Genomic DNA, 26,423 nt, shown 5'->3' with positions numbered 1-26,423 from the left:
GACTTTCCGCAGAGATGGCTCGCTTGAAGCGATGATTTTTGTGGTCCGGACTGGCGTTAACCCAGCACTGTCTTTAATTGGGAGAACAGAAAAAGACAAAGGTTTGCAGGGATTTCCGCCCTGACGACGAACGGGCGGAGGTACAGCTCAATGTTTCTGAAACGCCGTCATTTCCTGCGCCACTTGATTCAACAGTCGGCTTGATCCCACGCTCAGTTGTCGTCCCAAACGACTGATGAGGTGCACCTGAGAGTTGCTGAACACCTCGGATTCCAGCGGCAGCGCAATCAGCTTGCCGCTCTGCAGTTCATCAACCATGACGAAGGTTGGCAACAAGGTAACGCCGCCCTGCATGGCAAAGCGCTTGAGCATGGCGAAGGTATTGCAGGTCAGGGTCGGGATGAGCGAAACCCCGGACTGTTGCTCGGCCAGGGTCAGTATCTGGCGAATGCCGTAAGACACGCCGAGCAAGCCCAGACGATAGGCATCCAGCCCCTTGAGCGGCAGCGGGCTCGTTGATTGTGCAAGGGGATGTTCCGGGCTGACTGCCACGCAAACCGGTTGTTTCTGATGGGCATGTGAGCGGATCTTCGGATCGGTGGGTGGATTGAACACCAGGCCGATGTGCGCCTCGTCTTCCACGATCTGGCGAATCACTTCGTTGGTGCCACACACGTTCACGTGCAGTTCGACCTTGGGGTAAAGCGTGGAGAACCTGGCCAGGGGCTCGGACAACCCGTCAATGAAACCTTCCCCGACGGCCAGCACCACGGAGCCACTTTGCAAACCGCGCAGGGCCTGAAGCGACTCCAGCAGAACCTCTTGCTGGGATAACCGTTGACGGTAATACCCCAACACGCGCTCCCCCGCTTCGGTCGGTTTCACGCCGCGTCGATGCCGCTCAAGCAGCGGCGCAGCCAGCTCGTGCTCCAACTGGGCGATCTGGCGGCTCACGGCAGAAGGCGCTACGTCCAGAAAATCCGCTGCGGCACGCACGCTGCCCAAACGCACCGCTTCGAAGAAATACAGAATGCGTCGATCTTGAACCAGACTCATAGCCACCTGCGTTGCGGTAAACGCAACAAAAATGAATTTAGCGATTATTGCTGCGTGGGCAGAGCGCTGTCCATACTCGACTCATCCGCAACTCAAGCCTGAACAGCGGCCTTGCGTATCAAGTAGCTAAGCGAGCATTTCCGAATGACTATAAAAGTAGGTGTGATTGGCTTGGGCAACATGGGCGGCGGCATGGCCGCGACCCTGGCCAGCAAAGGCTTCGATGTGAGCGGTTTCGACTTGTCGGCTTCCGCGCTGGCGAGCGCCGAGAGCAACGGCGTCAAACCCGTCATCGACAGAGCTGCCCTGATCAAACAGGTCGACGTCCTGATTCTGTCGCTGCCCAAGGCCGAGCACGTAGAAGCCGTGTGCCTGGGCGCTGAAGGCGTCCTCGAACAGGGCAATCGGGGTCTGATCGTCGTCGACACCACCACGTCCACCCCCGAAGCCAGCCGCAAGGTTGCCGCCGCGCTGGCTGAAAAAGGCATCGGCTTTATCGACGCGCCGGTTTCCGGCGGCCCGAAGGGCGCTGCCACCGGCACCATGTCCATGGTGATCGGCGCACAGGACGAGGATCTGGCCACCGTCATGCCGGTCCTTGAAGCCATGAGCGGCACCCGCGTGCACGTGGGCACCTGTGGGGCGGGAAACGTGGCGAAGATCGCCAATAACATGCTCGCCGCCTGCCACCTGATCAGCACCGCCGAAGCCGTGAGCATGGCGGCCAAAGCAGGCGTCGATCCGGAAAAACTCATGCTTGGCCTCAACGCAGGTTCGGGGCGTAGCGGCGCGACTCAGGTGATGTTTCCGACCTGGGTACTGAACAAGACCTACAACTCTGGTTTCACCATGGGGCTGATGCGCAAGGACGTTGGCCTGGCCCGCGACCTGGCCGAAAGCCTTGATATGGACTTGCCGCTGTCACGCGTCGTCGCGCAATTGTGGGCCGCCAGCAGCGAATCGCTGCCCGATGGCGAAGACTTCAACTGCATCGTGCAACGCACCGACGCCCAACTGTTTGGCAAAGGGGAATAACCCGTGAGCACACAAAAGATTCTCGACTTGATGCGTCCGTATTGGGGCGACCGCAGCACGGTCGGCAGTTATGTCGGGGGCGAGTTCGTGGCGGGCCATGGCGCGCCGGTTGAAGTGCGTAACGCTCACGATGACAGCCCGATGTTGAGCTACGCCGACGCCGACACTTCGTTGGTCGAACTGACCAATACGGCGACGAAAGCCGCCCAGGCAAAATGGGCCGCACTGACCGCCCAGGCCCGTGGCCGCCTGATGTATCAGGTCGGGGCCTTGATACGCCAGGAGGCTGACAGCCTGGCGCAGATCGAATCCCTGACCGCCAACAAGCCGATCCGCGACGCGACGGTCGAAGTGGCGAAGGTCGCCGAGATGTTTGAGTACTACGCAGGCTGGGCCGACAAGTTGCACGGCGAAGTCATTCCGGTACCGACCTCGCACCTCAATTACGTGACGTATGAACCCTTGGGCACGGTGCTGCAAATCACCCCATGGAACGCACCGATTTTCACCTGCGGCTGGCAGATCGCTCCGGCCATCGCCGCCGGTAACGCGGTGATCCTCAAGCCCTCCGAACTGACCGCGCTGTCGTCACTGGCGGTGGCTGTGCTGATTGAGCGCGCGGGCGTGCCCAAAGGGCTGGTCAACGTGATTGCCGGGTTCGGCCATACCATCGGCCAGGCGTTGATTGCCAAGGCCGATATCCGCAAAGTCGTATTCGTCGGCTCACCGGCCACGGGCAAGCACATCGCTATCGCTGCGGCGCAACGGGGCATCCCCTGTGTGATGGAGTTGGGTGGCAAGTCTGCCAACATCGTCTTTGAAGACGCGGACCTGGAAGTCGCCTTGCGGGGCGCTCAAGCGGCGATTTTCTCCGGTGCCGGGCAAAGCTGTGTGTCGGGTTCGCGACTGCTGGTGCAGGCGTCGATTTTCGAGCGCTTCACCCTCGCCCTTGCGGCAGCGGGCAAGCAATTCAAGGTGGGCGATCCTGGCGATCCACACACCCAGATCGGCCCCATCAACAACGCCAAACAGTACGCCCACGTGAAAACCATGGTGGAAGGCGCATTGAAAGACGGTGCAAGACTGGTAGGCGTTGATGCCGATCCGCTGCCGGATGTGCCGGGCTACTACGTCAACCCCACCGTACTGGCGGGTACGAACGACCTTTACTGCGCCCAGGAAGAAATCTTCGGCCCGGTGGTTGTGGCTATCCCGTTCAAAGACGAAGCCGACGCGATCCGCATTGCCAACGACAGCCGCTTCGGCCTGGCCGGTGGCGTCTGGACCCGGGATGTCGGCCGTGCTCACCGAGTCGCCAGACAGGTGCGCGCCGGGACCTTTTGGGTCAACAGCTACAAAACGATCCACGTCAGCTCGCCGTTCGGTGGCTACGGTGAAAGCGGCTACGGCCGCTCGTCCGGGCTGGATGCATTGCGCGAGTACAGCGAAGTCAAAAGCGTCTGGGTTGAAACCGCTGCGGTGCCCGCGGCCAGTTTCGGCTATGGCGCGAGTCTGGAGTAAGGGTAATGACGGTTTCCAAACATCTGATTGAGGACGCCATCGCCTGGCGTCGTGATTTCCACTCCGCCCCTGAGCTGGGGTTTGAAGAGTTGCGCACGTCCGAACGGGTGGCGCAATTGCTGGAAAGCTTCGGCATCGAGGTCCATCGCGGCCTCGGTGGCACCGGCGTTGTGGGCACCTTGCGCACCGGCGATGGGCCGACGATTGGCATTCGCGCCGACATGGACGCGCTGCCGATCCAGGAGTTGGCCCGGCACTCCCACAGTTCGAATCACAAAGGCTGCATGCACGCCTGCGGCCACGACGGGCACACCGCCATCCTCCTGGCCACCGCCCGCCACCTGAGCGAAACGCGCCATTTCAGTGGCACGGTGCATTTCGTGTTTCAGCCCGCCGAGGAGAACCTGGGCGGCGCCGGAAAGATGATCGAAGACGGGCTGTTCCAGCGCTTCCCCATGCAGGCCATTTACGGCCTGCATAACTGGCCGGGCGTTCCGGCCGGGCATGTGGTGATCAATCCGGGGCCGATGATGGCTTCGCTGGATACCTTCGAGATAATCCTGACCGGCAAAGGCAGCCACGCTGCCATGCCGGACAAAGGCGCCGATCCGATCGTTGCCGCTGCAGAGCTGGTCCTGGGCTTGCAGACCATCACTTCGCGGCGCTTGTCACCGCTGGACTCGGCCGTGATCAGCATTACCCAGTTCAATGCTGGCGAAGCCATTAACGTGATTCCGGAAACCGCCGTGCTGCGCGGCACCGTGCGTTGCCTGCAATCGCCGGTGCGCGACAAGGTGCAAAGGTTGATCGGTGAATTCGTCGAGCAATTGCCCACGGCGTTCGGCGTCAGCGGCAAACTGGCCTACACCGTGGGTTACCCGGTGACGGAAAACAACGTCGATGCCGCCGCGACCATGCGCCGGGCAGCCATTGCGGCAGTGGGTGAATCGAAGGTGCAGTGGGGCTGCAACCCATCCATGGCGTCCGAGGATTTCGCGTTCATGCTCAATGAGTGTCCCGGTGCGTATGTCTGGCTAGGCGTGGACGGCGAAAAACCGTCAGCGGCGCTGCACAATCCGTACTACGACTTCAATGATCAGGCCATCGAACCGGGGGTCGCGGTGTGGACCCGCCTGGTGGAGCAGGAGCTGCCCGTTCGCTGATTTCGGCAGGAGCGCACGGAGGTTACGACACCCGCGAAGCGGAGTGTCAGGCAAACCGCTATCGCTGCCTCGCGTTGCTCGTGAGCTCCCACATCGGTTGGGGGGGTTGATTGAGCAGGAGCTGCCCGTTCGCTGATTTCCGTAGGAGCGCACGGAGGTTACGACGCCCGCGAAGCGGAGTCTCAGGCAAACCGCTATCGCTGCCTCGCGTTGCTCGTGAGCGCCCACATCGGTTGGGGGGGTTGATTGAGCAGGAGCTGCCCGTTCGCTGATTTCCGTAGGAGCGCACGGAGGTTACGACGCCCGCGAAGCGGAGTGTCAGGCAAACCGCTATCGCTGCCTCGCGGTGCGAGTGAGCGCCCACATCGGTTTAGGGCCTGGTGGAGCAGGAGCTGCCCATTCGCTGATCTCTGTGGGAACGCACAGAGGTTACGACGTCCGCGAAGCGGAGTCTCAGGCAAACCGATATCGCTGCCTCGCGTTGCTCGTGAGCGCCCACATCGGTTGGGGGGGTTGATTGAGCAGGAGCTGCCCGTTCGCTGATTTCCGTAGGAGCGCACGGAGGTTACGACGCCCGCGAAGCGGAGTGTCAGGCAAACCGCTATCGCTGCCTCGCGGTGCGAGTGAGCGCCCACATCGGTTTGTGGAGGCTCACGTGTCCTGCGAGGCGGCTAGAGAGCGCTCAACACTCCACCCACTTGACCGCCAATCCACCCCGGGATGTTTCCTTGTATTTGTCGAGCATGTCAGCGCCGGTATCGCGCAGGGTGCGGATGGCGTGATCCAGCGAGATGAAATGTTCGCCATCGCCACGCAGAGCCATTTGCGCGGCATTGATCGCTTTCACGGCGGCGATGGCGTTGCGTTCGATGCACGGCACTTGCACCAGCCCGCCTACTGGGTCGCAAGTCAGCCCCAGATTGTGCTCCAGGCCGATTTCCGCAGCGTTCTCCACTTGCTCCGGCGTCGCGCCGAGAATTTCCACAAGCCCCGCCGCCGCCATGGCGCACGCCGAACCGACCTCCCCCTGGCAACCCACTTCCGCGCCGGAAATCGATGCGTTTTTCTTGCACAGAATCCCCACCGCTGCCGCGCTCAGGAAGAACCGAACCACGTCGTCTTCGTTGGCATCAGGGTTGAACTTCATAAAGTAATGCAGCACTGCCGGAATAATGCCCGCCGCGCCATTGGTGGGCGCGGTGACCATGCGCCCGCCGGCGGCGTTCTCTTCGTTGACCGCCAAGGCAAACAGGTTGACCCATTCCATGGCGCTCAGGGTCGAGCTGATCACGTTGGGCTTACCCAACTCCTGCAAACTGCGATGCAGACGAAACGCCCTGCGCCGAACATTGAGCCCGCCAGGAAGAATGCCCTCCTCGCTCAAGCCCTTGTTCACGCAGTCCTGCATGGCGCGCCAGATGTGCATGACCTTCCCGCGAATTTCAGCCTCCGTGCGCCAGACCTTTTCGTTTTCCAGCATCAGGCCGGAAATGCTCAAACCATGCTGCTTACACAAGCGCAACAACTGCGCGCCGCTGGAAAAATCATAGGGCAGCTCCGTGGTATCGCTGTCCAGCACGCCCTTGGCCGCTTGCTCGGCGTCGATGACAAAGCCGCCACCCACGGAATAATACGTCTGCTCATACAGCTCGCCACTGGCACCATAGGCACAGAGCGTCATGCCATTGGGGTGGTAAGGCAGGCATTCTTCCAGCAAGCGCATGTCGCGCTGCCAGTCGAACGCAATCTGATGCTCGCCCGCCAGCCGCAACGCCTGTTGCTCAAGCACAGCCTGCATCAGCGGGGCCATCCGAGCGGGGTCGACCTGATCGGGCCACTCCCCCATCAGGCCGATGACCACGGCGCGGTCGCTGCCATGACCGACGCCGGTGGCCGACAGCGAACCGTACAAACGCACTTCGACGCGCTCGACCTGTTGCAACAGCTGCATTTCACGCAGTTGGTTGCTGAAGATCGCCGCCGCCCGCATCGGTCCCACGGTATGGGAACTTGAAGGGCCGATGCCGATTTTGAACATGTCGAAGACGCTGATAGCCATACAGATTGCTCGATTCGTGAGAGGCTTGGAAAACCACTTTTCTATGGCTGGCATTCTTGGCACTGGCCAGCGGATCGACAAACGAAACTTCCTAAGCCACGGTTAAGCAGAACTGATCAATGAGCAAAATCCTCAACGCGCAAATGCACGCCTGGCTTCAGGTCTTCGCCTGCGCTGCCCGACACCTGTCTTTCACCCGTTGCGCGGATGAGCTGCATGTCACCCCGGGTGCCATCAGCCAGCAGATGCGCCAGCTCGAAGAGCGCCTCGGCTTTGCGCTGTTTCATCGGGTGGGACGCGGCCTGGAATTGACCGCCGAAGGCCAGCGCCTGGCGGTGGTCGCCAATGAAGTGCACAGCCGCATCGATGATGAACTGCGCCTGCTGCACTCGGGGCGTATCGGCGGCGTGTTCAAGCTGCGCTGTATCCCGTCATTCCTCAGCAAATGGCTGATGCCGCGCTTGCCGTTGCTGGAACGGGCGTTCCCGGACATTCAACTGCGCATCGTCGCCGAAGACAGCAGCGGCTCGCTGCGCGATGACGATTTCGATCTGGCCATCGACCTGAATGACGGCAGCTATCCGGGCCTGATGACCACCTCATTGCTGGAGGAGGAGTTGTTTCCGGTCTGCTCCCCCGCCCTGCAGGAAGGCAAGCCGCCGCTGGACACCCCCAGCCAACTGGTGCATTACCCGTTGCTGCACGACATCACCGCCTGGCGTGGCAGCTACGAGTACGCGGAATGGGAGTTTTACCTGAACGCCATCGGGGCCACCGGCATCGATGTGCGGCGCGGCCACACGTTCAATCGCAATCACCTGACCATTGAGGCGGCAATCATGGGCATGGGCGTGGCCATCGCCCGCAAGGCATTGATCACCGATGAGCTGGAGCAAGGCTCATTGATCGTGCCGTTTGGCCATCCGATTGCAGCGCGAAAGAAATACGTACTGGTTTACCGCGAAGGTGCGCTCAAGACGCCTTCGCGGCGCGCTGTACACGACTGGCTTGTGGAGCAGGCGCTGATGCGTTGATTATCTGCACTCCCACAGAGAAATACGACCCCTTGTTGGAGCGAGGCTTGCCCGCGAAGGCCTTGTTTCAGGTTCCAACAATGCCGGGGATGCACTGGCCTCTTCGCGGGCAAGCCTCGCTCCGACGGGACTTCTACCCGCAAAAACGCTTACGGATCAGTGGAAGAACTCGGCAATCATCACGGCACCGATGAAGGTCCCGAAGTTGGCCAGGAACGACACCAGTACGATGCGCCACCCCAGCAAGCGGAACGCTGGCAAGTCCTTGGCAATCGACAGCCCGGCGAAGGCCAGCATGGGCGTGATCACCGCCAGCATGTTGACCGCGCCCACCATCTGCGACACTTGTGCGGCCCAAGGGCACAGCGGCGAGGTCAGGAACATCGCCACGATCGAGACTGTGCACACTGCCGGAATCTTGCGGCGCAAGGCCACACACAGCATCTCGCCGATGAACACCGCCAGAATCATGATCGCCACGCCACCGAAGGCCGCCGACGAGAGCGTCTTGTAGCCGACATAGTTGGCGATCAGTGCCAATGCGCCGGCTGCCAGCCATGCGCTGAACTTGCCCACCCAACTCAGATCGCGAACTTCCAGCGCGACCTCGTCGTGTTTCGGCCCCGAGGTCAGGACCGATGCCTTGGTGGTCCGGCCGATGATCGGCTCCAGAACCCGGTAGCCCCAGATCGCCAGCGGCAACGAAATAAACAGCGTGAAGTACGTGCCGATGGTGGTCGTGATCAAGTTGGACGCGGCGGCCAGGGCCATGACTTCCTTGGCAACTTCCGGCGTTTGCTGGGCAGCGATGGCGCCTGCGGCGGCGGCCATCATGCTGCCGGAACCGATGCCTGACCCCATCGCCAGCGAGTTGGGGTGGAAGATCCCCAGGCTGGCGATAAAGCCGGCGACGATGGCGATGAACAACGCACCGAACAGCGTACCCGTCAGGTATTCAGCCAGTACGCCGCGACCTTCGGGGGAGTCCATGCCGAAACGCTCGCCAATGATGGCCAGACTAGGCTCGCGACCCACCGAAAATGTCGCACCAATCGCTTCGCGCTTGATACCCAGCATCAAGGCGACTGGCAGGCCGAGGATCACGGTACCGACAAAATGCCCGAACTCCTGGAACATCAACGCCCAGCCGGAGGCAAATACCACCGGCAAGGAACCACCCACCACCATGCCCAACTTGGCGATAAACACCAGCAGTGCAGGTTGCAGGATCGAAGCCGAACGCATTTGATCGCCGTAATCCAGACCGATAGTGCCCGGCATCCGGCGACTGATCAGACCGATGCCCGCCCCCATGATCAACGCCCAGACCATGGGCAGCAGCACGACCTTACCGGGACCTAACGGGATACTGATGGCACCGATCGACTCGGCAATGATCAGAACGACGGCGGCCCAAATGTACAGCTTGACCGTCGATGAAACAGCGCTGCTATCACCCAGTGTCGCGGCGTGTGAATGTTGCATGGTAGTCCCCTTCACCTGCTGAAAAGCCGTCATGCGGCCGTCCAATAGTTGTTGTTTTTCAGGAGGCGCCGACGGCGCCCAGGGCAGATTCAAATCCATGTCAGGCATGGAAACTCACGCTGAGGTGAGTCGTGTCTCATTGCTCTTATCCATGCGGCACGACCTGCGAAAATGCGCAGGCCACCGGCAGATCGGCCGTTGGCTACCGCAGCGCTCAGGGCTGAAAATCGCCTCGACCCGAGGGAACTTAACGGCGCTGAATCACTCTGCGGTGCAGTTCGAGTATGGGTAGCGTGAGGGCTCACGCCAATATTGCGGATTTTATTTATTGTTGCCTTAAACAGAACACCCAAGCCGGGGCTGCAGGGTGTTTAGCGGCTCAAGAGCCACGCGAGGCAGCGATAGGGCGAGGCATATTCGATGCCTCGCCCACACGTGGGCGCCTGAAAAACCATCCGGGGCCAGATGATTGTGTTGGCGATCAATCCAGCCGGAACCGCGCCGTGTTATCGCTCAGGGCCTTGCTGCCTTGGCTCAAGGTATCTGCCGCGTGATTCACGGCGCGTGCGCCATCCAACAAGCGACCCGCCGCCTGATCGACCTGCTGAATATTGCCGCTGACTTCATCGGCCGTGCTTGCCTGCTCTTCCACTGCCGTGGAAATCTGCGCCAGGGTGTCGGTGACGCCCTGTACCGCACTGGCGATTTCCACCAGCCGCTGACCCAACCCCGTCACTGATTCGGCATCGTTAATGGCTTGACCACACGCGGCCTCCATCAGCCCGACCGCCTGGCTCACCGTCGAGCGCAAGCTGTCGACCGTCCCGGCGATTTGCGCGGTAGAGGCCTGGGTACGTTGCGACAGGCTGCGCACTTCGTCCGCCACCACCGCAAAACCACGGCCCTGTTCACCCGCGCGCGCCGCTTCGATGGCGGCATTGAGCGCCAGCAGATTGGTCTGATCGGCGATGCCGCGAATGACATCCACCACTGATTGAATCTGCTGGCCTTGTTCGCTTACCCGCTGCAAGGCAGAGGCGGTATCGGTCAACCGCTGATTGAGCTGCTGGATGCTGTCCGTGGTGCGCAGGCTGTCGCGGCTGCTTTCTTCGGCGATCCTGCGCGTCTGACGGGCGCTGTCGGAAGCCTGTTCACAACTTCTGGCCACACCTTGAGACGTCGCCGCCAGCTCAGTGGCCGCAGCGGCGATCTGGCTGATCTGGTGCTGCTGCTCCTCGACCTCATTGAGCGTGCCACTGGACTGGGTATTGAGAATCCTTACGGCTTGCCCCAGTTGCAACGTTTCGTGATTGACCCCCAGCAGGCTTGTGCGCAACTGCACAACCGCCACGTTGAGTGCAGAACTGATCGCCGCCAGCTCGTCCCGGCCTTCGACCTTCACCTGGACGCACAGATTGCCATCACGCAAGGACTCCGCCAGGGTCGTGATGCCGCTGGCACTGCGCCGAATCGAAGCCTGCAAACACGCAAACAGATAAAGCCCTGCTAACAGCAACAAGCCAAAGCACACGCCGATGGGGATGAATTGCATGTTGGATTGGTCGCGATAAAAAGCCAGACGCGCATCCAGACTGTTGAGGGAGTGATTACGCAACGCCGCCAGGTTATTCAACAATGCATCCACACTGCGCTCAAAGGCAGGCGCGTCCAGCTTGATACTGGAACCGAAAACACCCTCATCAAGCACCTTGAGCTCGGTATCCAGCACCTGCATGCTGGCACTGTATTCGTCAGACCAGGATTGCAATTGCGACGGCAGCTTGGCTTGTAACAACGTGCCCGTCTTGAGCAATTGCTCACGGGCATCACTGATTCGTCCACGCAGTTCGCGGACCTGCAGGCGGCTTTGCAGACTGAACTGCCCGGTGACCACCGACGTTTGCCCGACACTTGCCAGGCGTCCGATACGCTCGATCAGCTCCGGCACCTGCCCGGTCGACATTTGCATCAACAAGTAGGTTTCCAGCCAAGGGTCGAGAATCAGGCCGCTGTCTGTAGCGATTTGCTCGCGCAATGCCTGAGCATCGCTCAGGGCTTTGGTGAAACGGTCGTAGCCGTCTGGCCACCAACCGACCGTGCGCAACGAAGCGATGTCCAGGCCGGTCAACGAAGCCTTGAGCGTTTCATAACGCTTCAAGGCATCGCCACCCGCCCCTTCCCGCTCCAGCGTGACCCTCAACGCTTCAAGCGCTTGTGCGATACGTGGGTTTGCAGCATCCATGGCCGCCATCGCAGCCTTGGCAGCAGGCGTCGGCTCGCGAAGGATATCGGCCGCCTTCCAGCGTGCAGCGTTATCGCGCTGGCCTGAGAGCTCAATATCCAGCACGTCCAGCGCCAATAACTGGCGAACACCTGAGCGCTCGCCCGATATCACAGCAAGCCTGGTGCGATAGTCCTGGCCGATCATCCACAAGCTGCCCACCAGCGGCAGCATGAACAACAGGAACAACACCTGAAACTTGCGAGCAAAACGGAAGCGTCCTAGCAAACGCATCCCCGGCGACAACACACTGTACATGCCCGACTACTCCCCTGGACGCTCTGCAAACACGGCGCTGCCGTGGCAAATGCCTGACTGAAAATTCATTAGAGGCAAAATGCCATGTTATTGATTGAATTACGATAGCCACCGCGTTTGCGCGACGAGTAACGTCTGGCCACACGCAAGGCGTGTAGGTATCCAGCAATGTCCAATACACAAGCAAAATTCAGACCGTAAGACCTGAAGCCCGAGCAAAGCAGGGAAACTCGCCATTTCCATCAAGAACTTCAAAAATACGCCAACGATGGTTACGCTTTTACATTTTAAGCCCGGGGAGAAGCCAAATGGCCGGTGACCGTCCGCCCTTAGTAGTGTGGCATCCCAACCCGATGGCCCAGAACCCGGTTTCCAACAGAAACATTCAATACTCTTCTGGAAAAAATGGCCTGATGAAGTGCTGAACGACCTTCAGAAGGCGTACCGCTGCATGGCGTTCAACCTGGAAGACCTGCAAGAGGGGCCGAAAATCATCAACGCCTTGCTACGTGAGCAGCGCAAAAATGAATAATCAATGGCCCCTAAGGGATGCTGGACGCTGCGTAACACTGGCCAGCGCGCCAACCAGCACCCCGCAAGAGTCAGGGGAAATTCCTAACCGGTTGATCGCACGCATAAATTTTTCAGAACAACGCTTGACACATGTTCGTTCTCCGAGAATAATGCGCGCCACTTGGCTACATAGCTCAGTTGGTTAGAGCATAGCATTCATAATGCTGGGGTCCGGGGTTCAAGTCCCTGTGTAGCCACCAAGTACCGATCCATAGATGTCTACAGCAGTCTATGAATCACCTCAAGAAGCCCGCCTCGTGCGGGCTTTCTTGTTTCTGGCTATCTCTCCCTGTATCCCCCAATATCTTCCCTCCGTGTATCCCCTGTGCATCCTCGACAGCTAATTGAACCGAGGGGATACAAGCCCAAATGAAGCGCTCCGAGATAAAACGTCGCCCCCTTTCCGATAACGTCCCCCATCCACCGGTGTCTGCGCGCAGACCTGTCTTCCTCATCTATCTCCTCTAAACGAATCTGACGCCGACGTTATCCACATCGGTGAACAGATATGCACACTCAACACAAGCACGACCCCTCGACAATAATCATCCGCATGGATGAGCTACTGGCGATGACAGGAATCAAAAGGCCTAACCTCCTCCGGTGGTGGGGGACGTCCCGTTGTAGAAGTTGGTACGGCTCTGCTGGAGTTGCCATCAGCGCCCATTGCCAACGCCGCACTGCCCGGTGACTATCAGCGCGGGAATTGTCCCCAGCCAGGAAAAGGAATCCGGAATGACGAAGCTGTTCGAGCGACGCTTTACTGAGCTTGAGGCGCAGATATTGGCCCTTGAGGCCACCAAGATGATGAAAAATAGCGAGATGATGGGGTCTTATCCGTACATCGACTCAAATTCTCTCCTCGGCTGGGGGGTAAAGGCAAAGTCACTTCTGTCCAATGCGTGCGGAGAAAAATCCCTGCACCTGACAGCGTTTATCGAGGCGGAAAAGCTAACCATGTACTCGAACGATTTCGAGACACTGTGTCGAGTCAAGGAGGTCTTTTTAGCCGCTAAAGAAGACTATGAGGGTGGATACCTCAACACCGTCCGCAATCTGGTTCAGGCGGAAGTATTCGGGAGCGAGCTTGAACAGGCCAGCGAGCTGCTGTCCGCGGGATATGCGTCGTCGGCCGCAGTCATCGCGGGCGTCGTTTTGGAGACGAGCCTGAGAAATCTGTGTACAGAGCATGACATCGGCCACACCACCCTCAACAGAATGAATGATGACTTAACCAAGGCTGGCGCCTATAACTCGCTTCAACAGAAACGCATCACCGCGATGGCTGCTATACGTAATAGCGCCGCTCACGGTAACAAGGACGAATTCAACCCCGACGATGTCAAGGGGATGATCAACGACGTTGAGCGCTTTCTCACGACAACGCTTCAGTGATGAACACTGCAAAGAGATCAGCTCAAACTGCGCATATTTTTCATGTGTCCACGCCTGATCTCAGGCCCTATTGTGGGGTGGGGAAAGACAAAAAACTTTCCCGGCCTCCTCAAATTGGAAGCCACCCTGGGGCAACGGTAGAAAAACGCGAGAACAACGACTGCGGAATATACCCGTGAACGGCTTATGAGCGTCGCGGTATAGGGTAGGGCAAGATAGGTACCCTATCGGGTACCTCACAGAGCGACCATTTGGCTAAGGCCGATCACCTGGGACAAATGAAGCAGATCAGAAGCGTTTGGCTGCTGCCATCCGAAAATGCCTGCGCGGACGGATTACAGCCTTGTTATATTCCACCGATAGCCAGTTGCCAGCTTCATTTCATTAGACTCACAGCCGCGAGTACATCCTGGCTCGCGTCCTGTACGTGTGGAATGGACAGCCGGCTTGATCTCCAGTGGTGATGATGACTTGCAGGAGGCAACATGGCACTCAACAAACCCAACCAACAGCTCAAGCGTGACCTGACCAGTTCGGCGGCGGATATGAAGTGGTCTGCCGTTGACCTGATGCGGATAGCGGAACGTCTTAGTTTTGCAGGCAATGAGCCTGACGCCTGGGCGCTGCTGAAGATTGCCGGTGTGCTCCAGGCGGTAGAGGACAAGCTGGATGGGTATGCGGAAGAAGTGGGTGCGGGGCGGATTGTGCGGGAGAGGGGTGAGTAGGTCGGGCTATCTCGTGAGGCGCGCGGATATCTAGTCGAAGCGACAGGGAACCACTTCTATGGTGCGAGCTGATGAGGTGAAGGTTGTGCAGGATAAGGCTTTACCATAGAGCCTGAAAATCATTTCAGCATAGCCATGCACTACTAAATAATTTCACGCCAGTGCACCGCCTCTATTTATTTCAGCTTGCATAATGATCACCATCGGGGCTAATGTAAGCAAATTCCCACATGAGCTTGCATTATGACCAAGAAGATACCTGGCGCAAAACCTCCTACTGGGAAGGCAAAAGGAGGAGTAGCACGCGCAGCCAAGCTTACGCCTGATCGCAGATCAGAAATCGCAAAAAGTGGCGCACAAGCTAAGCAAGAAGTCGCACAGCTTCCAAAGGTTACACACGGATCTTCAGATCGTCCGCTGAAGATCGGCGATGTTGAAATGGCATGTTACGTTCTCGAAGATGAGACGCGAGTCATCTCTCAAAGTGGCTTGTTGCTTGGCCTGGGTATGACAAAAGGCTCTACGAGAAGCGGCGATGATCGATTGACTGTTTTGGCTAAGTCTTTGGAGGGAAATGGCCTAATTAACAGTGAGTTAACGGAGGTGATCAAAAATCCAATCCGCTTCCGCCCTCCCCATGGAGGCAGGTCCGCATACGGTTACCCGGCTACAGTGCTTGCGGATCTTTGCGAGGCTGTTCTGGCAGCGCGATCAGCAGGATCCTTGAGTGATAGGCAAGCTGGACTCGCCAAGCAATGCGAGGCGCTCATTAGGGGCTTCGCACGAGTAGGCATTGTTGCTCTAGTGGACGAAGCCACAGGCTACCAAAAAGATCGGGCAAGGGATGCTCTGGCTAAAATCCTTGAAGCTTTTGTCGCAAAGGAAATGCAGCCCTACGTGAGCAAATTCCCGGCAGAGTTCTATGAGGAGATGTTCAGGCTCAGGGGACTTCCCTTTAACTCCACTTCTGTTAAAAGGCCTCCCTACTTCGGCCATCTAACTAATGACGTAGTCTACCGCCGCTTGGCACCGGGGGTCTGGCAAGACCTTAAGGAAAAGGTCAAGCGCAACTCGGAAGGCCGTCCCACGCATCAACTCCATCGACTCCTGACGCCCGATGTTGGCGACCCCCGCCTCAAAGAGCTTCTGCTAAAAGTGGTTACGGTGATGCAATTAAGCGTGAACTGGCAAGATTTTAAAGACAAGCTCGACAGGATCCTTCCCCCTTTCGAAATGACGTTATCACTCCCCTTGGAGCTCGAATCGGACTCTGGCGAAGGTATTTAAAAGCCACCCCAGGCCCGGCCAAGCGCCGGGCTTTTTATTGCCTGCAATTTGCCAGGCTATTCTTAGAGCTGCCGCTTGCCAGAGTCCGCACCCATGCCTTTTAATGATCCCCTACTCCAGGATCATGCGGTTTCGTGTTTTTTGGGTACCAGGGATGATAAACCAGAGCTCCTGCCCGGAGACCTTCACTTCACTGCATTCCTCAGGGTAGGTAGGGCTAGACACGCAGACCTGGTTTCCCTTCACTACCCATCGCTCACTCTTCGCAGTCTCACCGGACTCTTGGAATATTTCTGTTCCGTCAGGGTGAAATTTCATCGTGAACGGCTTTTTCTGCCAAGTCGTACCCTTGAGCGTCTTGCCGTTAAGCGCCTCTGGTATCTGGCTTCCCGTTAGAGATGTCGCTCCTGGCGGTGCAGGTGAGTGCCCTGCATCGGAAGCGCAGCCCGCGACGAATGTGGCGACAGCGACAGTTAGTATCATTGGGATATTCATGCTTCGAAGCCCTTTTGTTGTTGAGATTGGCCCCCCTCGAAAGGCTAGTACGGTCTCAATGGTTGTAAGGGCTTTCCTACGAACGGTAAGCTGTTCATCACTGCTACGCTTTCCTCTTCTATGGAGGAAACGCCATGTCCCTACCGGATGACCCAACCCCCTACTCTCTCGCCTCAACCAGAACATAAACGCCCTGGTGTCAGCCATTGACGAGGTTCGCGTCTGGATTGAGCAGCGCGGATCGACTGTGACGTCCGACAGCATCCGCAGCTATCTGAAGGTCTTCGAAGACAATTCTGATTCGATTCGCGCCAGCCTGGTTGATCTGGTCGAGCGACGGAGGCCTGAAGAGCCCTCAGATCCTGATGATTGATCAGTCCTTGGTACTGAGCCCTCCCGGGAACTGAGTTATTAGTTGCAAGGCTACGTCGTCCTTTTGAAGGGGCTGTCGCATGAAGCGAGCTAGAACACTTCCCCAGCTACTCAGCGCGGTCTCTGAAAAACAGTCAGCTCTTGCCGACGCCATTCAGGATCTTTCGCAGTGGGTGGAAGTGGACCACTCAACAAAGCGCGATGGGCTCCGCGCGAGTGAGCCAATAGCCCAACAGTCCTTTCCGGGAAAATGGTTCAGAGGCGCGCTCTTGCCTTATGTATTCGGGATCAGCATTGAGGCGGCCCGCAAATATCGGTCCAGGGGTGTTTGGCTGGAGGGAAAGCACTGGCGCACCGATCCGGCAAATGTAATCGTCTATTGCCGTTCAGCGATTGAGGAATGGATGGGAGGCCAGCTCTGAGTGCGAATTGGCCGATACCTCAAACATAAGGTTACTGACGATGAATTTGGAAATCGGTGACGCCGGCATGGGATAGACGGGCGTCGACGAACTGCTCAGGCGTAAGATCCGGCTCATCCACGGTCGCTGGAGAATCGTCCGCTCCAAGATGCTGCGCAACCAGCTTCTTCAGGCTTAGTGAATCGGATGGCACAGAACCCGCCATATCTAAAAAATGCGTCATCTCTCCAATTTTATAGCTCACTGATATACCCATGCTCGACTCCGGCTATCTCTAAATGATGGTCTAGTCTGATTGATCTAGGTTTCATTCGCGAGTACTGGTCGGCTCGACGCCAGCAGTCGGAGGTTCACTTATGACCCTCATCAGCATCACGAAAGCTACAGAGCAGCCTGGCACTGGCGTTAACAAAACGTACACGTCAAAGCGAGATGAACGATGCGCTACCTGACAATCAGAAAGTTCTCTAGCGAGTCGGGATACAGCGAGGCCGCTGTGCGCTCAAAGATTCAGGGCGACGTGTGGCTGAAAGGACAGGTTTGGTGCCATGCGCCAGATGGCCGGGTTTTGATCGACGTGGAGGGTTACGAGGTCTGGGTGCAGAGGGGGAAATCTTCGGCAGGCGATCTGCGCAAACGCGACTCAGCACGCAGGCCTAATCAATCGATTGGGATGAAGGCAGATGCTGGAAGTCCAGCTCCATTGGAGTGACCGTTCATCGGAACCCAGCTCCCAATCCAAGCGCCTATACCGGACCTCTGGAGAGTAGCTAGATACGATAAAACCATCCCAGCAGACGGCACCGTGTATCCCCTAGTGTATCCCCCGATCTACCCGCATCCTTCCCATCGCCGACTGACGAGTTCGGCACCTGGAGATCCCGACTGGGCGAAGGCAAAGACTGCACGCAGGCGCCGTGACGCGCCATCTGCACTGAGTCGCGCCACGCAACCTTTGATAATGCTTCTTGTTTGCTCTAAATTAGCGTCTTTTACCCTAGGACCTTTCCATGTTCGAGTTGCAGGCCGTCTCTTTCGACATCCCCGAGCGCACCCTCCTGCACCCGCTGGACCTGACCCTGAACCATGGTCAGATCACCGGCTTGATCGGGCATAACGGCTCAGGAAAATCGACCCTCATCAAGTTGCTGGCCCGCCAACAAGTCGCGAGCCAAGGGACGGTAAAACTCGATGGTGTGCCGTTGTCGGCCTGGAAAAACCGCGAGTTCGCACGGCAGGTGGCCTACTTGCCGCAACAACTGCCCGCTGCCGACGGCCTCACCGTGCGCGAACTGGTGCGTTTTGGCCGCTACCCGTGGCATGGCGCCCTGGGGCGTTTGAGCGAGCAGGATCACACGCAGGTCGAACAGGCTCTGGAACTGACTCACACCACCGCCTATGCCGACCGCCTGGTGGACAACCTCTCCGGCGGCGAACGCCAGCGGGTCTGGCTGGCCATGCTGCTGGCACAGAACAGCCGCTATCTGCTGCTCGACGAACCGACCTCGGCATTGGACATTGCTCATCAGGTCGAGGTGCTGGGGTTGATTCGCGAATTGAGCCACAAGCTGGACCTGGGCGTGGTCGTGGTGCTGCATGAAATCAACATGGCTGCGCGTTACTGCGACCATCTGGTGGCACTGCACAGCGGCCGATTGCTGATCCAGGGCCCACCGGCGGACCTGATGAACAGTGAAGTGCTGGAGTCCATCTACGGCATCAGCATGGGCGTCATGCCGCACCCGCGCGATGGATCGGCGATCAGTTTTCACTACTGAGGTGTCCCATCGGGTAGTTCAACCCGTGGGACAGGCTTTAGCCGGGGAGAGTCAGGTACATTCGATGTATCCGGTCGGCAGGAATGCAGCCTTCCTGGCTAAAGCCGGCCCCCCCCCTACAAACACCATTCGCTTCGCGCACAGTCGGTACACATCCCCCCTTCGTCTCTCAGACACACGCCAGTTTGCCGGGTGGTTTGACCTTCAGGGGGCAGTTGCCGCACAGCTCAAGCTCGGGCAGCAAATAGCGCACACAGCAGACCTTGCGCTCGCGGCGCAAGGTGGGCTGGCCGTGTTCATCGTGGACGGGCAAGTACTGCACCGGCTGGAAAAGTGGATTGCGGGTGCCGTCGGGGCGGGTCCTGGATTCCAGCAAGAGGCGTCCCGGGGCCAAGCGTTCGGCGGGCATGCCCGCCTTGGCCATCAGGTTAAGCAGATTTTCGAAATAGTTGCCGGCATTGCTCCACAGCACCTTGGGCGAGAGCTTCACCTGACTGGCCATGGCTTGGAATAACGGCTGCAAATGATCGTCCAGCAAGCCTGAGAACAGTTCGAACGGATCGCTCACATCGGCCGCGAACGGCTCGCCTTTACCGATCAGGTGAAACGCCTGAGGCAAGTGCCCCTCGTCCAGCACCAGGGCGGTGTCGGCCAGGGCCAATGGCAAACGCCAGCGCAGCAACAAGGTGGCCCCCAGCACGGGCGGCAGCAGCTTGACGATGTAGTGCTTGGCCCACAAGGACACCAGAGCACGGCGGTCGTCGCCGCTGTAGCGCGCGCCGAAACGGCTTTGCAAGTCGCCAAAGGCTGCAGGCGTCAATAGCCTGTCGTAAGGGGTGGCCGGACGCGGATCGTCGGCCAGCACCAACACGTCGCGGTAGGCCTCGAAATCACCGCGATACAGCGGTGCAAGCACGTCGATCATCAGCCCTTGGCACCTTTGGTCATGGAAATGGGTAAATGAGAAACAGCATCATTCACCCAGCATACCCGAACAGCCGCCGATATTCAGCCATCAGGCCGAGACGCTTCGACCGCCCACGCGGTGCGCTTCGTACACCGGACGAGGCTGGCGAATGCCGTCCAGCCGCTGTTCCAGAGCGGCGGCAATCTCCCCGGAACGGGCCGGCAGCACCGACAACAGCGTGTCGCTCAGGCCATGGGAATGCTGGCTAAAGCCCTGGATAAAGACCGGCGTTTCCAGTTCCGGGCGCGCCAGCAGCTGGTAGTCGCGATCGACCCGGAAGTCTTCCAGATAGTCCTTGAGCGGGGCGAGCAGTTCGCGATGCGAACGACGTTCGTAGCCGGTCGCCAGGATCACCGCGTCGTAGCGCCGCGCCTCGGTGCTGCCGGTGGCGAGGTCGCGCAGTTGCAATTGCACACGGCCATCGACATCACTGGCGCTTTCGATCATGCGTCGGCAAAGGAAGCCGTGACGGTCGATGCCGGAGACTTTCTGACGGTAGAGGATGGCGTAGATGCGCTCGATCAAACCCAGGTCCACCACCGAGTAGTTGGTGTTGTGGTACTCGCGGATCAGCCGCTCGCGCTCTGTCTCCGGCTGGTTGAAAACAAGATCGGTGTAGTCCGGGCCGAAAATTTCGTTGACGAACGGGCTGTCGTCGGCCGGCTTGAGCACAGCGGCGCGCAGGATCATGTCAACCTGCACGTTCGGATAGCTGTCATTGAGGTCGATAAACGCTTCCGCCGCGCTCTGCCCGGCACCGACCACGGCAATGCGCATCGGCTCGCCACGGGCGCACGCCTGAGCGGCCATGGCCGACAGGTAGCGGGCATGGTGGAACACCCTCGGGTCGTCCTTGAAGCCCGCAAACACTTGGGGAATCTTCGGCGTGCCGCCGGTGCTGACGATCACCGAACGGGTCTGGCGAATCACTTCGCGGCCTTGCAGGTCCTGGCTGATCACATTCAGACGCTGCACCCGACCGCCCGTTTCCACCACCGGCTCGACCCGCAGTACCTGTTCGCCATAGCGGCTCTGCTCTGCAAATTGCAGGGCGACCCAGCGCAGGTAATCGTTGTACTCCATACGGCACGGGTAAAAAGTGCCCAGATTGATGAAGTCCACCAGACGGCCGTGGGCCTTGAGGTAGTTGACGAAAGAGAAGCGGCTGGACGGATTGCGCAGGGTCACCAAATCCTTGAGGAAGGAAATCTGCAGCTCACTCTGGGCGACCAGGGTGTTGCCATGCCAGTTGTAGTCCGGCTGGCGTTCCAGGAATAGCGCGTCAAAAGCCTTGCCACTCTGCTCCGCGCGCTCTTGCAAGGCAATGGCCAGGGCCAGGTTGGAAGGGCCGAAGCCGATGCCGATCAGGTCGTGGGGAGCCGTCGGGGTAAGGTGCTGTGTCATGTGACCGATTCCTTCCAGAAGGGGGTGAAAGAGCGGTGGCCGGATCGTCGTGTCCAGCCGCCGGATAACGTGTTCTTAGAAGACGCTCGCCGCCTCGACGAATTTAGCGCCCTCTGGTCGCTTACCTGCTTCGAGGGCCGCCAAGGCCTGCGCCAGATCGGCCATGAAGCCCGGATGGCGGATGATGTCCAGATGGTGTGCGTCCGCCACACAGTGTTGCTGGACGACATTGACCAAAGCACGCCAGTCGCGCAGACGCTCGCTGCGGGTCAGAGAGTCGTCGGCCTGCCAGACGTGGGCATTGATCGCCAATGGCGCGTGCCCATGACGGGCCGCTTTCAGTCGCTTGTCGAGCAACGCCCACTGTTCGAATTCCCGAGACAGTAAATCCGGTCCGTCGCAGGGCAATTGCCCGCCGTGAGCCAGCACATGTTCAGCCAGGGCGTCGCGCTCACGGTCGTCCATCAGCGCGAATAACCCACGCCAGCGGGCGGCCATGGCCGAGCGGGCCAGCCAGCTTTCCAGCAACGGCTGCGCCTGGGCGCGCGTGCCCTCGTCGAGCTGCTGCTGCGGATGGAATGGCACCGACTCGAACACATCCACCAAACCCAGGAAATCCACTTGGGCGCGCCCTTGCAGCAAGCGCGCGGTCTCCAGAGCCAACTCGCCCCCGGACGACCAGCCGAGCAAGGCGCAACGCCCGCCCTTGACGGTGCGGGCAATGTAGTCCGCGTATTCGCCAGCCAGCGCGGGCACGTCATAACCACGCCAGCGTTGTTCGGTATAGACATGACTGACAAAGCCATACACCGGCCGCTGGCCGTCCAGGGCCTCCACCAGCGGCTTGAATTCGCTGCTGTTGACGATCAGCCCCGGCAGACAGAACAACGGCACGCCGTGCCCCGAACGCGACAGGAACACCACCTCCGGGTCGGCCACTGGCGGTGGTGTCAGCCGTTCGGCCAGGGCGGCGAGGCTCGGGGCATTGAGCAGGTCGGCCAGGGTCAGCTTGCGCTCCCCTTGCAGGCCCTGCTTGCGGATGCGTGCCAGTAACTTGAGGCTGAGCAGCGAGTCACCGCCCAGTTCGCCAAACGATGCCTCGCGGGAAATATCGCTGCGCCCCAACAGGTCGCTCCACAGCTGCGCCAGTGCCTGTTCCACCGGGCCGCGTGGTCCTTCGCTTACCGGCTGGACCTTCTGCACCGTCGGCAGGGCGCGACGGTCAAGCTTGCCATTGGGGGTCAGTGGCAATCGCTCCAGCACGGTCCAGTGAGACGGCACCAAGGCGTCCGGCAATTGGATCGCCAGGGATTGACGCAGGATGTCCACGCCGGTCCCGGTCTCCAGCACCAGATAGGCATGCAACTGGTCGCCGCCGTCTTCGCCCGGCAAGGCGATGACGGCCGCGTCGCGCACTCCCGCCAGGCGGCGAATCGCGGCGCTGACTTCGCCCGGCTCGACCCGGTAGCCACGGATTTTCACCTGATCATCGCTGCGACCCATGTATTCCAGGCTGCCATCGTCCAGGCGGCGCACGCGATCACCGCTGCGATAAAGCCGCGCACCTGGCGCGCCGTACGGGTCCGGCACGTAGCGTTCGGCAGTCAGGCCCGGTCGGCCTGAATAACCCTGAGTGACGCCCGGACCGCCCAGGTACAGCTCGCCGACCACGCCATTAGCCACCGGATTCAGATAGCCATCCAGAACGCGAGCCTGAACGCCTGCCAGCGGGGTGCCGATGGGCAAGGTTCTGGCGCGCCGGCGGTCGGCACTCGCGGCCTCCTGACACAGCGCGCCCACCGTGGTCTCGGTGGGGCCATAGTGGTTGAAAACCTGTAAGTGCGGGGCAAGCGTGCGAATGTCATCGAGCAGCCGCCAGGACGTGGCTTCGCCGCCAAGAATCAAAGTGTGCCGTGGCAGGACCCGCGCCGCTTCCCGGGCGTTGAGTAACGCCTGCAAATGACTGGGGGTGATTTTCAGCACGTCGGCACCCTGCTCGCCTTGCCACTGGGCAAAAGCGTCCGGGTCAAAGGCATGCTCATCGCCGGCCAGGTGCAGCACGCCACCCTGGCTCAAGGCGACAAACAGCACGGTGTGACCGAGGTCGGCGGCCACCGTCGACACCATGGCGAAGCTGCTGTGCGCAGGCAATTGCAGCCGCTGGCTCAGCCCGGCGACATACGCAGCCAGATTGCCACGGCTGGCGACGACGGCTTTGGGCGTGCCGCTGGAGCCGGAGGTGTAGATCAAGTACGCCGGTAACGGCGACACCTGAGCCGGCCAGGGGACCTGCTGCGCAGGCATCGGCTGATCCAGCGCCAGCCAGTCCAGGCCTGGCACCTGGGGATCGGCACCCAGCACCAGGCATGCGCCGCTGTCCGCCAACACGGCCGCACGGCGTTCGGCCGGCCAGCGTGGGTCAATAGGCACATAGGCGGCGCCACACTTGAGCACCGCCAGGATGCCGGTCACCAGCCCAGGCGTGCGTCCGGTCAGCAACGCGACGCGAGCACCGGGACCGATGCCACGGGCCAGCAGGTGCTGACCCAGGGCCTGGGCGGCGTGATCGATTTGCGCCCGACTGAAGGTCATGCCGTTGCAGGTCAGCGCTGCGGCGTCCGGGTCAAGGCGATGCTGGCGCTGCCAGCCAACAAGCACGTCTTCCGCCGCGATTGCCGGAGCATCGGCGCTGTGCTCAGGTTCGACGACGAGCTCCAGCAGCGGCTGGCCCGGTGCGAGGCTAACGGCTTCTGCCAACGAAGACAGATTGCCCGCCAATGCCTCGATGCGCTCGACGTCGAACAGGTCGCACGCGTAGGCGATCAGCACCTCAATGCCTTCGGCGCGATCCGTGAAATCCACACTCAGGTCGAAATGCACATCGCCCGCCGCCAGCCCGTCCAGGCTCATTGACAGGTCGGCGAAGCGTTGCGCACGGCTGGCCGATTGCTCGGTGCACTTGACCTGAAACAGCGGATGCGTGCCAGCCTGACGGGGTGGCATCAAGGCTTGCAAGAGCTGGTCGAATGGCAGCTGGGAATGTTCCTGGGCATCAAGCAAGGTGCCGCGCACCTGATTCAGCAGCGCGGTAAAACTGCCCCGCTCGTCAACGCGATTGCTCAGCACACTCAGGGTGGTGAAATAGCCAACCACGCGCTGTGTTTCGGCGCGGGTTCGGTTGGCCAGCGGCGAGCCGATGCGTACTCTTTCTGCACCGCTCTGACGAGCGAGCAACAGGTTGAGCAGCGCCAGCATGACCATAAAAGTGGTCGCGCCGTTGGCTTTGGCAATGCCGCGCAAACGCTCGCTGGTGTCCGCTGGCAACTGCATTCGCACGTTTGCCCCTCGCGGATCGCGAACCGCGCTGCGTGGGCGGTCCAGCGGCAGCGCCAAGGGCGTGTGGTCATCGTCAAGTTGCTTGCGCCAATACTCAAGTTGCCGGGTTTGCTCACCCGCATCCAGCCAGCGCTGTTGCCAACCGGCGTAATCAGCGTATTGCACAGGCAGCGGCGCCCATTGCGCGGCTTGTCCCTCGCGGCGTGCGGCGTAGGCTGTGGCCAGGTCTTCGATGATGAGGCCGATGGACCAGCCATCGGCGAGAATATGGTGCAGCACGATGACCAGCCGATGCTGTTGCGGGCCCAGGCGATGCAACTCCAGGCGCAGCGCCGGTCCGGCGTGCAGGTCGAATGGCTCACACGTCAACGCGTTGGCCCGTTGCCGCGACGCCTCCTCGTCCATTTCCAGGCACTCCAGCGCCTGGGACCGCACGGGATTGACGCATTGCTGCGGCTCGCCCTCGGCGTCCTGGGTAAAGGACGTGCGCAACGCTTCGTGACGGGCGAGCAAGTCGTTGCACGCCTGCCCCAGGGCGTCAACATCCAGCAGACCACCCAGGCGCAGCACGCCCGCCAGGTTGTAGGCCGGGCTGTCCGGTTCGCGCTGCCAGGCGATCCAAAGGCCTCGCTGGGCGGCGGACAGCGGCGAAGCGTCCGCCCGTGGCAGCGCAACCATGGGCAGGTCGCTGAAGCGGATGCCGTTTTCAGTGAGTTTGGCGAGAAAGGCCTGACGCCGCTCAGGGGTCAGCTCAGCGAAACGTCGAGCGATTTGGTGCGGATCGATACTCATCTCAAACCTCGAATTCATCCAGCCAGCGGGCCATGTCATCCAGGCGCTCGCGTTGCTCAACTGCCGCCGCGAACAAATCGCTCGGCAGTTGCTGGGCCAACTTCTGCACGGTGACGTGATCGAAGAAGGCGTTGATCGGCAGGTGACAGCCGTGGCGTTGTTGCAGCTGGGCGCGCACTTGCATGACGCTCAGCGAATGCCCGCCCAGCTCGAAGAAACTGTCAGTGATGCTGACCCGCTCCACGCCCAATACCTCGGACCAGATAGCGACCAACGCGCGTTCGGCATCGCTGCTCGGCGGTACATGTCCGTTCGGCGAGCCCTGCCCTTCGGGTTGCGGCAGTTGCTTGCGGTCCAGCTTGCCGTTGGCCGAGAGCGGCATCACGTCCAACTGCATCAAGCGCCACGGCACCATGTATTCAGGAACGTGTCGGGCGAGGTGAAATTTAAGCGCGGCTTCATCCGCATCGGTGCCGACCCAGTAGCCCAGCAGTTGATTGTCGCGGGCAATGACCACGCATTCGCGCACGGTTTCATGACCGAGCAACACCGCTTCAATTTCCCCCAACTCGATGCGCTGACCGCGCAGCTTGACCTGATGGTCGATGCGGCCCAGGTAGTCGATGGCGCCATCGGCACGCCAACGCGCCAGGTCGCCGCTGCGGTACATGCGCTCGCCGGGGGCGCCGTAAGGATTGGCGACGAAGCGTTCAGCCGTCAGCGAAGGTCGTCCCTGATAACCCCGGGCCAGGTTGACGCCGGCGATGTACAACTCGCCCGCCACGCCCACCGGCACGGGATTGAGATCGGCATCGAGAATGTGGATTTGCGTGTTAGCGATGGGCCGACCAATGGGCACGCTGTTACCGTCCTCACGGCATGCCCAGGACGTGACATCAATCGCCGCTTCGGTCGGGCCGTACAGGTTGTGCAGTTCACTGGCTGTTTGCGACAACACCTGGCGCTGCAATTCCGCAGGCAGGGC

General features: G+C 60.1%; 18 protein-coding genes and 1 tRNA gene. 10 read left to right on the top strand and 9 right to left on the bottom strand.

The window, feature by feature from the left end:
- Positions 1 to 147: 147 nt before the first annotated feature.
- Complete coding sequence (locus ACP7B0_RS08990) at positions 148 to 1,056, bottom strand: LysR family transcriptional regulator (RefSeq protein ID WP_426140899.1); 909 nt, start codon at positions 1,054 to 1,056, stop codon at positions 148 to 150.
- Positions 1,057 to 1,200: 144 nt separating this feature from the next.
- Between ACP7B0_RS08990 and ACP7B0_RS08985 the strand changes: the two genes are divergently transcribed.
- Genes ACP7B0_RS08985 through ACP7B0_RS08975 form a run of 3 tightly spaced genes read left to right on the top strand, consistent with a single transcriptional unit; the run spans position 1,201 to position 4,775 of the window.
- On the top strand, positions 1,201 to 2,091 hold the full coding sequence (locus ACP7B0_RS08985) for an NAD(P)-dependent oxidoreductase (protein WP_426140898.1): 891 nt from the start codon (positions 1,201 to 1,203) through the stop codon (positions 2,089 to 2,091).
- Positions 2,092 to 2,094: 3 nt separating this feature from the next.
- Positions 2,095 to 3,612: an aldehyde dehydrogenase family protein gene (locus ACP7B0_RS08980; RefSeq protein WP_426140897.1), complete on the top strand. Its 1,518-nt coding sequence runs from the start codon at positions 2,095 to 2,097 to the stop codon at positions 3,610 to 3,612.
- Between the two features lie 5 nt (positions 3,613 to 3,617).
- Positions 3,618 to 4,775, top strand: a complete 1,158-nt coding sequence (locus ACP7B0_RS08975; protein ID WP_426140896.1) for a M20 aminoacylase family protein — start codon at positions 3,618 to 3,620, stop codon at positions 4,773 to 4,775.
- Between the two features lie 682 nt (positions 4,776 to 5,457).
- On the opposite strand, the gene ACP7B0_RS08970 is transcribed toward ACP7B0_RS08975, so the two are convergent.
- Positions 5,458 to 6,834, bottom strand: coding sequence for an L-serine ammonia-lyase (locus ACP7B0_RS08970; protein ID WP_426140894.1), 1,377 nt, complete (start codon positions 6,832 to 6,834; stop codon positions 5,458 to 5,460).
- A 119-nt stretch (positions 6,835 to 6,953) separates the two neighbouring features.
- Between ACP7B0_RS08970 and ACP7B0_RS08965 the strand changes: the two genes are divergently transcribed.
- A complete protein-coding gene (locus tag ACP7B0_RS08965) occupies positions 6,954 to 7,868 on the top strand; it encodes a LysR substrate-binding domain-containing protein (RefSeq protein ID WP_426140893.1) in 915 nt (304 codons plus the stop codon).
- A 156-nt stretch (positions 7,869 to 8,024) separates the two neighbouring features.
- On the opposite strand, the gene ACP7B0_RS08960 is transcribed toward ACP7B0_RS08965, so the two are convergent.
- Together ACP7B0_RS08960 and ACP7B0_RS08955 are read right to left on the bottom strand one after the other, a co-directional pair.
- Positions 8,025 to 9,353: a DUF3100 domain-containing protein gene (locus ACP7B0_RS08960; protein ID WP_426140892.1), complete on the bottom strand. Its 1,329-nt coding sequence runs from the start codon at positions 9,351 to 9,353 to the stop codon at positions 8,025 to 8,027.
- A gap of 481 nt (positions 9,354 to 9,834) precedes the next feature.
- On the bottom strand, positions 9,835 to 10,905 hold the full coding sequence (locus tag ACP7B0_RS08955) for a methyl-accepting chemotaxis protein (protein ID WP_426141537.1): 1,071 nt from the start codon (positions 10,903 to 10,905) through the stop codon (positions 9,835 to 9,837).
- A gap of 1,683 nt (positions 10,906 to 12,588) precedes the next feature.
- On the opposite strand from ACP7B0_RS08955, the gene ACP7B0_RS08950 reads away from it, so the two are divergent.
- The 5 genes from ACP7B0_RS08950 to ACP7B0_RS08930 all read left to right on the top strand — a co-directional run bounded on the left by ACP7B0_RS08950 (position 12,589) and on the right by ACP7B0_RS08930 (position 17,161).
- Positions 12,589 to 12,665 (top strand) — tRNA-Met (locus ACP7B0_RS08950).
- Positions 12,666 to 13,200: 535 nt separating this feature from the next.
- On the top strand, positions 13,201 to 13,860 hold the full coding sequence (locus ACP7B0_RS08945) for a DUF4145 domain-containing protein (RefSeq protein ID WP_426140891.1): 660 nt from the start codon (positions 13,201 to 13,203) through the stop codon (positions 13,858 to 13,860).
- A gap of 485 nt (positions 13,861 to 14,345) precedes the next feature.
- Positions 14,346 to 14,585: a hypothetical protein gene (locus ACP7B0_RS08940; protein ID WP_426140890.1), complete on the top strand. Its 240-nt coding sequence runs from the start codon at positions 14,346 to 14,348 to the stop codon at positions 14,583 to 14,585.
- A 243-nt stretch (positions 14,586 to 14,828) separates the two neighbouring features.
- A complete protein-coding gene (locus tag ACP7B0_RS08935; RefSeq protein ID WP_426140889.1) occupies positions 14,829 to 15,872 on the top strand; it encodes a P63C domain-containing protein in 1,044 nt (347 codons plus the stop codon).
- A gap of 1,091 nt (positions 15,873 to 16,963) precedes the next feature.
- Entirely contained in the window at positions 16,964 to 17,161 is a 198-nt protein-coding gene (locus tag ACP7B0_RS08930; protein ID WP_426141536.1) for a DNA-binding protein, read from the top strand.
- 31 nt (positions 17,162 to 17,192) lie between these two features.
- On the opposite strand, the gene ACP7B0_RS08925 is transcribed toward ACP7B0_RS08930, so the two are convergent.
- Positions 17,193 to 17,417 carry a hypothetical protein gene (locus ACP7B0_RS08925; protein ID WP_426140888.1) on the bottom strand — a complete coding sequence of 75 codons (225 nt, stop codon included), beginning with the start codon at positions 17,415 to 17,417 and terminating at the stop codon, positions 17,193 to 17,195.
- Between the two features lie 754 nt (positions 17,418 to 18,171).
- Between ACP7B0_RS08925 and ACP7B0_RS08920 the strand changes: the two genes are divergently transcribed.
- A complete protein-coding gene (locus tag ACP7B0_RS08920; RefSeq protein ID WP_426140887.1) occupies positions 18,172 to 18,939 on the top strand; it encodes an ATP-binding cassette domain-containing protein in 768 nt (255 codons plus the stop codon).
- Positions 18,940 to 19,108: 169 nt separating this feature from the next.
- Here the strand turns inward: ACP7B0_RS08920 and fhuF are convergent, their stop codons facing one another.
- The 4 genes from fhuF to ACP7B0_RS08900 all read right to left on the bottom strand — a co-directional run.
- Positions 19,109 to 19,864 (bottom strand): siderophore-iron reductase FhuF, encoded by a 756-nt coding sequence (gene fhuF, locus ACP7B0_RS08915; RefSeq protein ID WP_426140885.1) that lies wholly within the window; start codon positions 19,862 to 19,864, stop codon positions 19,109 to 19,111.
- Between the two features lie 90 nt (positions 19,865 to 19,954).
- On the bottom strand, positions 19,955 to 21,310 hold the full coding sequence (locus ACP7B0_RS08910) for a lysine N(6)-hydroxylase/L-ornithine N(5)-oxygenase family protein (protein ID WP_426140884.1): 1,356 nt from the start codon (positions 21,308 to 21,310) through the stop codon (positions 19,955 to 19,957).
- A gap of 75 nt (positions 21,311 to 21,385) precedes the next feature.
- Complete coding sequence (locus ACP7B0_RS08905; RefSeq protein ID WP_426140883.1) at positions 21,386 to 25,438, bottom strand: amino acid adenylation domain-containing protein; 4,053 nt, start codon at positions 25,436 to 25,438, stop codon at positions 21,386 to 21,388.
- A gap of 1 nt (position 25,439) precedes the next feature.
- On the bottom strand, positions 25,440 to 26,423 hold a 984-nt coding region (locus ACP7B0_RS08900; protein ID WP_426140881.1), incomplete at its 5' end, for an AMP-binding protein.

It is taken from the genome of Pseudomonas sp. DWP3-1-2, from assembly GCF_049896285.1.
Taxonomy (GTDB): domain Bacteria; phylum Pseudomonadota; class Gammaproteobacteria; order Pseudomonadales; family Pseudomonadaceae; genus Aquipseudomonas.
Note: the sequence above shows the minus strand (reverse complement) of the source record. Positions and strands in the feature narration are given on the sequence as shown.

Coding starts and splice junctions, on each gene's coding strand:
- ACP7B0_RS08990 (WP_426140899.1), bottom strand. CDS start 1,056: ATGAGTCTGGTTCAAGATCGACGCATTCTGTATTTCTTCGAAGCGGTG.
- ACP7B0_RS08985 (WP_426140898.1), top strand. CDS start 1,201: ATGACTATAAAAGTAGGTGTGATTGGCTTGGGCAACATGGGCGGCGGC.
- ACP7B0_RS08975 (WP_426140896.1), top strand. CDS start 3,618: ATGACGGTTTCCAAACATCTGATTGAGGACGCCATCGCCTGGCGTCGT.
- ACP7B0_RS08970 (WP_426140894.1), bottom strand. CDS start 6,834: ATGGCTATCAGCGTCTTCGACATGTTCAAAATCGGCATCGGCCCTTCA.
- ACP7B0_RS08965 (WP_426140893.1), top strand. CDS start 6,954: ATGAGCAAAATCCTCAACGCGCAAATGCACGCCTGGCTTCAGGTCTTC.
- ACP7B0_RS08960 (WP_426140892.1), bottom strand. CDS start 9,353: ATGCAACATTCACACGCCGCGACACTGGGTGATAGCAGCGCTGTTTCA.
- ACP7B0_RS08955 (WP_426141537.1), bottom strand. CDS start 10,905: ATGCAATTCATCCCCATCGGCGTGTGCTTTGGCTTGTTGCTGTTAGCA.
- ACP7B0_RS08945 (WP_426140891.1), top strand. CDS start 13,201: ATGACGAAGCTGTTCGAGCGACGCTTTACTGAGCTTGAGGCGCAGATA.
- ACP7B0_RS08940 (WP_426140890.1), top strand. CDS start 14,346: ATGGCACTCAACAAACCCAACCAACAGCTCAAGCGTGACCTGACCAGT.
- ACP7B0_RS08935 (WP_426140889.1), top strand. CDS start 14,829: ATGACCAAGAAGATACCTGGCGCAAAACCTCCTACTGGGAAGGCAAAA.
- ACP7B0_RS08925 (WP_426140888.1), bottom strand. CDS start 17,417: ATGGGTATATCAGTGAGCTATAAAATTGGAGAGATGACGCATTTTTTA.
- ACP7B0_RS08920 (WP_426140887.1), top strand. CDS start 18,172: ATGTTCGAGTTGCAGGCCGTCTCTTTCGACATCCCCGAGCGCACCCTC.
- fhuF (WP_426140885.1), bottom strand. CDS start 19,864: ATGATCGACGTGCTTGCACCGCTGTATCGCGGTGATTTCGAGGCCTAC.
- ACP7B0_RS08910 (WP_426140884.1), bottom strand. CDS start 21,310: ATGACACAGCACCTTACCCCGACGGCTCCCCACGACCTGATCGGCATC.
- ACP7B0_RS08905 (WP_426140883.1), bottom strand. CDS start 25,438: ATGAGTATCGATCCGCACCAAATCGCTCGACGTTTCGCTGAGCTGACC.